At 36.4% G+C, this 6,318-nt stretch carries 6 protein-coding genes; 5 read left to right on the forward strand and 1 reads right to left on the reverse strand.

Annotated elements, in window-relative coordinates; all coding sequences use genetic code 11:
- Together F6K13_RS13450 and hpnA are read left to right on the forward strand one after the other, a co-directional pair.
- Nucleotides 1-676, forward strand: a 676-nt coding sequence (locus tag F6K13_RS13450) for a ribonuclease T2 (protein ID WP_287287612.1), incomplete at its 5' end; no start/stop codon positions are given.
- Between the two features lie 3 nt (nucleotides 677-679).
- Nucleotides 680-1,687, forward strand: a complete 1,008-nt coding sequence (gene hpnA / locus F6K13_RS13455) for a hopanoid-associated sugar epimerase (protein WP_124145164.1) — start codon at nucleotides 680-682, stop codon at nucleotides 1,685-1,687.
- A gap of 409 nt (nucleotides 1,688-2,096) precedes the next feature.
- Here hpnA and F6K13_RS13460 read toward each other — a convergent pair whose 3' ends face one another.
- On the reverse strand, nucleotides 2,097-2,438 hold the full coding sequence (locus tag F6K13_RS13460; protein ID WP_161564539.1) for an NfeD family protein: 342 nt from the start codon (nucleotides 2,436-2,438) through the stop codon (nucleotides 2,097-2,099).
- Nucleotides 2,439-3,116: 678 nt separating this feature from the next.
- Between F6K13_RS13460 and F6K13_RS13465 the strand changes: the two genes are divergently transcribed.
- The 3 genes from F6K13_RS13465 (at nucleotide 3,117) to F6K13_RS13475 (ending at nucleotide 6,148) form a co-directional block, all read left to right on the forward strand.
- A complete protein-coding gene (locus F6K13_RS13465; RefSeq protein ID WP_124145165.1) occupies nucleotides 3,117-3,851 on the forward strand; it encodes a tRNA1(Val) (adenine(37)-N6)-methyltransferase in 735 nt (244 codons plus the stop codon).
- 25 nt (nucleotides 3,852-3,876) lie between these two features.
- Entirely contained in the window at nucleotides 3,877-4,632 is a 756-nt protein-coding gene (gene cmoA / locus F6K13_RS13470) for a carboxy-S-adenosyl-L-methionine synthase CmoA (RefSeq protein ID WP_124145166.1), read from the forward strand.
- A gap of 853 nt (nucleotides 4,633-5,485) precedes the next feature.
- A complete protein-coding gene (locus tag F6K13_RS13475) occupies nucleotides 5,486-6,148 on the forward strand; it encodes a glutathione S-transferase family protein (protein ID WP_124145167.1) in 663 nt (220 codons plus the stop codon).
- Nucleotides 6,149-6,318: the final 170 nt, after the last annotated feature.

Below are 6,318 nucleotides of genomic sequence, written 5' to 3' on the forward strand. Positions count from 1 at the left end.
TGGAGACGACACAGAAATACTCACTGGTCAAAGCTGCCCTATAGAACGTTGTATAGATAAATATGTTCTTGCCATTAGTTGGCAACCTAGTTTCTGTCAAACAAAGCAAAGTAAACCAGAGTGTATTTCCCAAACAGCAGAACGCTACGATGCCACTAACTTTACTTTACATGGCTTATGGCCCGATAGAGCATCCTATTGTGGTGTGTCTTATGAAGATAAAAGTAATGATAAGCAGGGAGAATGGGATGATTTACCCCCATTGGATCTGGATGAACAAACAACTTCTGAGTTGGCAGTATTAATGCCAGGAGTAAAGTCTTATCTGCATCGTCATGAGTGGGTCAAACATGGAACTTGCGATGGACGAGATGAGGATACTTATTATGATATTTCCCTAGACTTACTTCGAGAAGTGAATGATTCTGAGGTACAGGAGTTGTTTGCGGAAAATATTGGTAAAATTATTACTCGGTCTCAGATAGACACAGCTTTTGAAAATTCTTTTGGAGAAGGAGCTGCTAAAAGTGTCAAAGTAAGATGTAGGGACGGCTTGTTTTCTGAGTTTCAAATTAAAATGCGTAGACCTCTAGTGGGAGACAAGTTAGCAGATATTTTGCTGCCGACAAAGACAGGGTTCTGCGATGATTTGCTGGTTGATGCTGCTGGGTTTTAGAAGTTGAAAGCTTTTGTTACTGGTGGCAGTGGTTTTATTGGGGCAAACTTGGTCCGGTTGTTGTTGCAGCAGGGTTATACTGTTCGATCGCTTGTTCGCCCCACAAGTTGTCTAGATAATCTCCATGGTTTGGATGTGGAGGTTGTGCTGGGTGACTTAAATGACTCCCACTTATGGGAGTTGATGGTGGGGTGTGAGGTTTTGTTTCATGTTGCTGCTCATTATTCTTTGTGGCAAAGGGATAGAGAGTTGCTTTACAGAAATAATGTGTTTGGTACGCGCAATGTTTTGGAGGCGGCACGACGAGCGAAAATTGAACGGACGGTTTATACGAGTTCTGTTGCTGCTATTGGGGTGGGGGTTTCTGGTGCGGTGGTTGATGAGGGTTATCAGTCTCCACTGGAGAAGTTGATTGGTGATTATAAAAGGTCTAAGTTTTTGGCGGAGCAGGAAGCGGTGAAGGCGGTTAATTTGGGACAAGATGTGGTAATTGTTAATCCTACTACTCCTGTTGGTGCTTGGGATATTAAACCTACTCCTACTGGTGATATTATTGTGCGATTTTTGCGTAGGCAAATGCCTGCTTATGTAAATACTGGTTTGAATATTATTGATGTTCAGGATGTAGCTTGGGGACATTTGTTAGCTTTGGAAAGGGGGAAATGTGGCGATCGCTATATTTTGGGAAATGAAAATCTGACACTTAAGGCGTTACTAGATTTATTGGAGGAAATTACGGGTTTAGCTGCTCCTAGACAAACTGTTCCTGTTTGGTTGCCTTTAACTGTGGCATGGGTTGATGAAATAATTCTGGGAAGTTTGGGGAAACTACCTTCTATTCCTGTGGATGGGGTACGAATGTCTCAACAACGAATGTATTATGATACTTCTAAAGCGGTGAATGAGTTGGGTTTACCTCAGTCTTCGATTAGAGTTGCTCTTCAGGATGCTGTTGATTGGTTTCGGGTTTATGGTTTGAAGGAGTGGGGGAGTGGGGGAGTGGGGGAGTGAGGGAGTGGGGGAGTGATATCAAATCCGGTAGCATTGGTCTTATTCAGCATTATTAAGATTGTAGGGGCGAATGGCCATTTGCCTCTACTGACGTGCTAATTATCAAAAATGTCATTGCCCCTGTGTTAATTACTTACAGCAGTTTTCTAGTTGATGAGGTACAAAGTTTTATTGCTCTAGGGAACAGGGAATAGGAAATATAAGAATAGTCCTACAAGTGTACCTTACTATCCTCAAAAGTGCTGTAATAATTGAAGTTTCACCTCACAAAAGCATTCTTTTTTCACTCAAATTCTCTAATTTTCATAACTACTAAATCTTTGTGATTTTCTCTCCTCCTGACTCCTGACTCCTGACTCCTGACTCCAAGAGACTTAACCAATCTATAACTGTTTAACAGGATTTGATATTACAACAAAATAAATAATAGTAGTAAAAATTTACCAGCAAATAATAAAGGTGTTGGTAATGGTAATTTTTTATCGCTTATATCAGGAGCGATATTATCGTTATTGGGAATAGTATCTACAATGAGAGTGATACCATGGTTACCTAAAACATATACAACTTCTCCTGTATTAACTGTAAGTTCTTGGATACATTTAGCATTCCATAAACTACCCCGATAACGAACTCTACCAAGTTGATTTGGTCGAATTATTTCATCAACTACTGCCTCTTTAGTCATGGATAACAAATATCGGTTATTTGTACTAGAAGTTTTGACAGCACAATTAAAATTATTTAACATCGATAGCTCTTCTCCTATATATAAAATTAATTGTAAGGATTACCTGTAGAAAAAATGGTAATTATTAGTTTCTCTATGACTTTTGGTTGAAAGTTTTTAGTATAATATTCTTCTGTAGTCTGTAGTCTGAGTCCGCTAAAAATTTATTTTTTACTTTTGACTTATTCAATATAGATAGTCTTCACCAAATGAAACCTCTAATTGCCAACTACTATATAATAATTGGTGTTAATTTTTTCTACATTTGAAGCTTCAGTCATCTAGGTAGTAAATCTGGAACTTTTAGTCAAAATTAGAAATTTTATAAATTCCTTGCAGAAGGAAGAAGGAAGAAGGAATAAATTTTAAGTTTTTGATATGTCGCGCCCTTTTCTTCGACTGCTATACTAGGCAATCAGAATTGATAAATTTCCAGAATGAAGAAAAAATAAATATTTTGCAGGTTAATCCTGAAAAATATAAACTTAATAGATATTATTTGTATTTTTCCGAAATATGGAGATAGTGAGCTGATATACTAGGTATTATTTTTTATATTATGTTTGGTTAAATATTTATACTTTGGTAGAAGAAAAGGAGCAAGTTTTTAACGGAGTCAGAAGTCAAAATTTAGATAGGAGAGCCTTTTTTTACCTACCACCTTCTTCAATGATATATATTAAGGAGAGAAATTAGAATATGGGAGGAAATCAATTTCGATTTAAACAGTTTACTATTCTACAAGACCAATGTGCAATGAAAGTCGGTACTGATGGTACTTTATTAGGAGCATGGGTAGATATTTCTGGAGCAGAAAAAATTTTGGATATTGGTGCTGGTACGGGCTTAATTTCTTTAATGCTGGCACAGCGTTCACGTCAGCGGTGTGGAACACTATCCCTTGCTCAAATTGATGCTGTAGAAATTGATGTTAACTCATCTATTCAAGCTAGAAAAAATGTGGAGCGATCGCCATGGTCAGATAGGATTAAAATTCATAATTATTCTATTCAGGAATATGCAGAATCTTGTCAAAAACAGTACAATTTAATAGTATCAAATCCACCTTTCTTTGAAAATGCTTCTAAGGCTGCAAAAAAAGCCAGGACAATTGCCAGACATACAGACTTTCTTTCGCAAACTGATTTATTACAAACAGCAGTTCAACTTTTGTCTGACACAGGTAAATTAGCTGTAATTTATCCGGTAGAGCAAGCTAAAAAATTTCAGATAAAAGCACGATATTTTGGATTATTTTGTCACAAAAAACTATATGTAAAATCCATGGCAGAAATTCCAACGAAGCGAATCTTGATGGAACTAAGTAAAAATCAATTACCCCCTCAAGAAAATACTCTTATTATTGAAGCTAAACAATATTTATACACCCCTGAATTTATCGCATTAATCAAAGACTTTTACCTAAAATATTAATCTCCTTCCTTCTTCCTGATTTAATATGACTGAATCACTAGAGACAGAACTATATTTAAGTTCAGAAAAAGACGAATTATTTGAAAAAAGCCCCTGGCCGAAACCTTTTACTTTTAATGCCGAAGTAGTCAAAGTTTTTGATAATATGGTATCTCGTTCGGTGCCTCTATATAGAGAAGTTGTAGCAGGTGCAGTGCATTGGACGCGGGCATATTACCAACCAAAAACACGCATTATTGATGTGGGGTGCTCCACAGGTACTTTCCTAGAATTATTGGGGCGATTTTTGAAACAGCCAGCAATTTTAGTAGGAATTGATAATTCTCAAGATATGCTGGATAAAGCTAAAGAAAAATTAGCTCAAATTCAAGATCTTCATCAGATAGAGTTAATTTGTGAAAATGCAGAAAATTACTCTTTTGAAAATAGTAGTGTGGTAGTGATGAACTACACCTTACAATTTTTATCTCTCCCTCAACGACAAAAATTATTGCAGGCAATTTATCAAGGTTTAGTTCCTGGTGGTTTGTTATTTATAAGTGAAAAAATTAGGTCTAGTTGTCCTCAGTTCCAAGAACAAATTGCCCGCCACTATGAAGCTTTTAAAGCTAAAAATGGTTATGCTCAGAATGAAATTGAACGAAAAAAAGAAGCTCTGGAAAATGTATTAGTTCCTTTGACAGAAATTCAACAATTACAAATGTTAAACGACAGTGGTTTTCAACAAGTAGAATCGCTGATTAAATTTCATAATTTCATCTCGTTTGTGGCATTAAAATAGTTGGATTAAATTAAAAAAGGGAGTAGGGGAGTGGGGGAGTAGGGGAGTGGGGGAGTAGTAAACATAAGAGTAATTAATACTAAATGGCTAATAATTATCAAAAATGCTATTCCACCTGTGTTATATCATGTCCGGTTGAATACTTATAAATAAATGACGAAGGAGTCAGGAGTCAGGAGGACCGAGTCAGGAGGGAAGAAAGAAGCAAGAAGAAAGAGGAGGAAAAGGAAAAAGAGGAGAAAGTTTTTTGATCGCTAATTATCCGGACATGATATTAATTACTTAATAATTGAAGTTCCACCTAAGAAAAGCATTCTTTTTTCACCCTTAGTAATCTATATAGATGTTGCATCCAACGTCCCTACTATTCTCTGTTCCCTGTTCCCTGTTCCCTGTTCCCTAAGCAGGAAAATCATAGCTAAATTCACCAACGCCAATTTTTCCTACTTATTTAGGCTGACTATTAAATATACAATTAAATATACAATTAATTTTATACCAATTTCATCAACTTAGGCTACACTACTTATCTTATTCTTTGTGTGAAATAATTCCCTGAAATTACTGTAGCGTCAAAGTTTTAAGCTGATAAAATCTTACTTTTAACTTTTGACTTTTGACTTTTGACTTCCGTGAAACGGTATTACTTGACTACTTACAGCGTATTTCAGGTTTATGAGGTACACTCGCAACAATTTTACAGCACTTTTTAAGATGGTGAGGTACAGTTCAATATTAATCTATATCCCCTATTCCCTACTCCCTACTCCCTACTCCCTACTCCCTACTCCCTACTTCCAAAATGTTAATATTAGCAGAACATATCCTATTCATCAAACTGTGAGGTTTTCTGATGTTGACTCTTTATCACACCCCAATATCTCCTAATTCCCGTCGCGTCTGGGTGACATTGCTAGAAAAAGGACTTGAGTTTGAGCTGGTAGAACTTAAACTGAGTGATGGAGAACAATTTCAACCGGATTATTTGGCCATTAACCCTTTCCACCACATTCCTGCTTTGGTAGATGATGGCTTTAATGTAGTGGAATCTTTGGCAATTTTGGACTATTTAGAAGCCAAGTACCCTACTCCTAATATGTTGCCTCAAGATGTCAAAGACCTAACAATTGTGCGAATGGTACAAATGGTTAGTGTTAATGAATTATTGCCTTCCATTGATGCATTAGTACCAAGAATATTTGATTTACCAGGAGAGGATTTAGAAAAAGTTGAGAAAGCGCAACAGAAAATTGCTACAGCACTAACATTTTTTGAGAAATTATTGGGCGATCGCTCTTATTTTGGTAGTGACAATTTAACTTTAGCTGATGTTGTTGCTGGAACAATTGTTCCCTTATTCTTAGTAAGAGGTGGTATTTCCTTGGTTGAATATCCTAAAGTAAGTGCTTGGTGCGATCGCTTAATGGCACGTCCAACATGGCAAGCTTCTGAGGCCACACCAGAAGCATTTGAAAACTTCAGGTCTATTCTGGTAGCTCGAATGCAACAAAATTGAAGAAGATGTTCAACAATTAATAATTAATAATTAATAATTAATAATTACCTCTCCTTGAAAAGAAGAAGATTGACGGGGAGCGTGAAATTTTTTTCTTTTTTCTCCTCTAAAGGAGAGGCTTTAAACCTCAATCATTCGGTAAGTGGTAGGTTTTAGGTATCATATAGAAA

Origin of the sequence: Okeania sp. SIO2B9 (genome assembly GCF_010672505.1) — a bacterium.
GTDB lineage: Bacteria > Cyanobacteriota > Cyanobacteriia > Cyanobacteriales > Microcoleaceae > Okeania > Okeania hirsuta.

What these genes read in the sequence shown, in the direction of transcription:
- F6K13_RS13460 (WP_161564539.1), bottom strand. Translation starts at nt 2,438, where the DNA reads ATGTTAAATAATTTTAATTGTGCTGTCAAAACTTCTAGTACAAATAAC.
- F6K13_RS13465 (WP_124145165.1), top strand. Translation starts at nt 3,117, where the DNA reads ATGGGAGGAAATCAATTTCGATTTAAACAGTTTACTATTCTACAAGAC.
- cmoA (WP_124145166.1), top strand. Translation starts at nt 3,877, where the DNA reads ATGACTGAATCACTAGAGACAGAACTATATTTAAGTTCAGAAAAAGAC.
- F6K13_RS13475 (WP_124145167.1), top strand. Translation starts at nt 5,486, where the DNA reads ATGTTGACTCTTTATCACACCCCAATATCTCCTAATTCCCGTCGCGTC.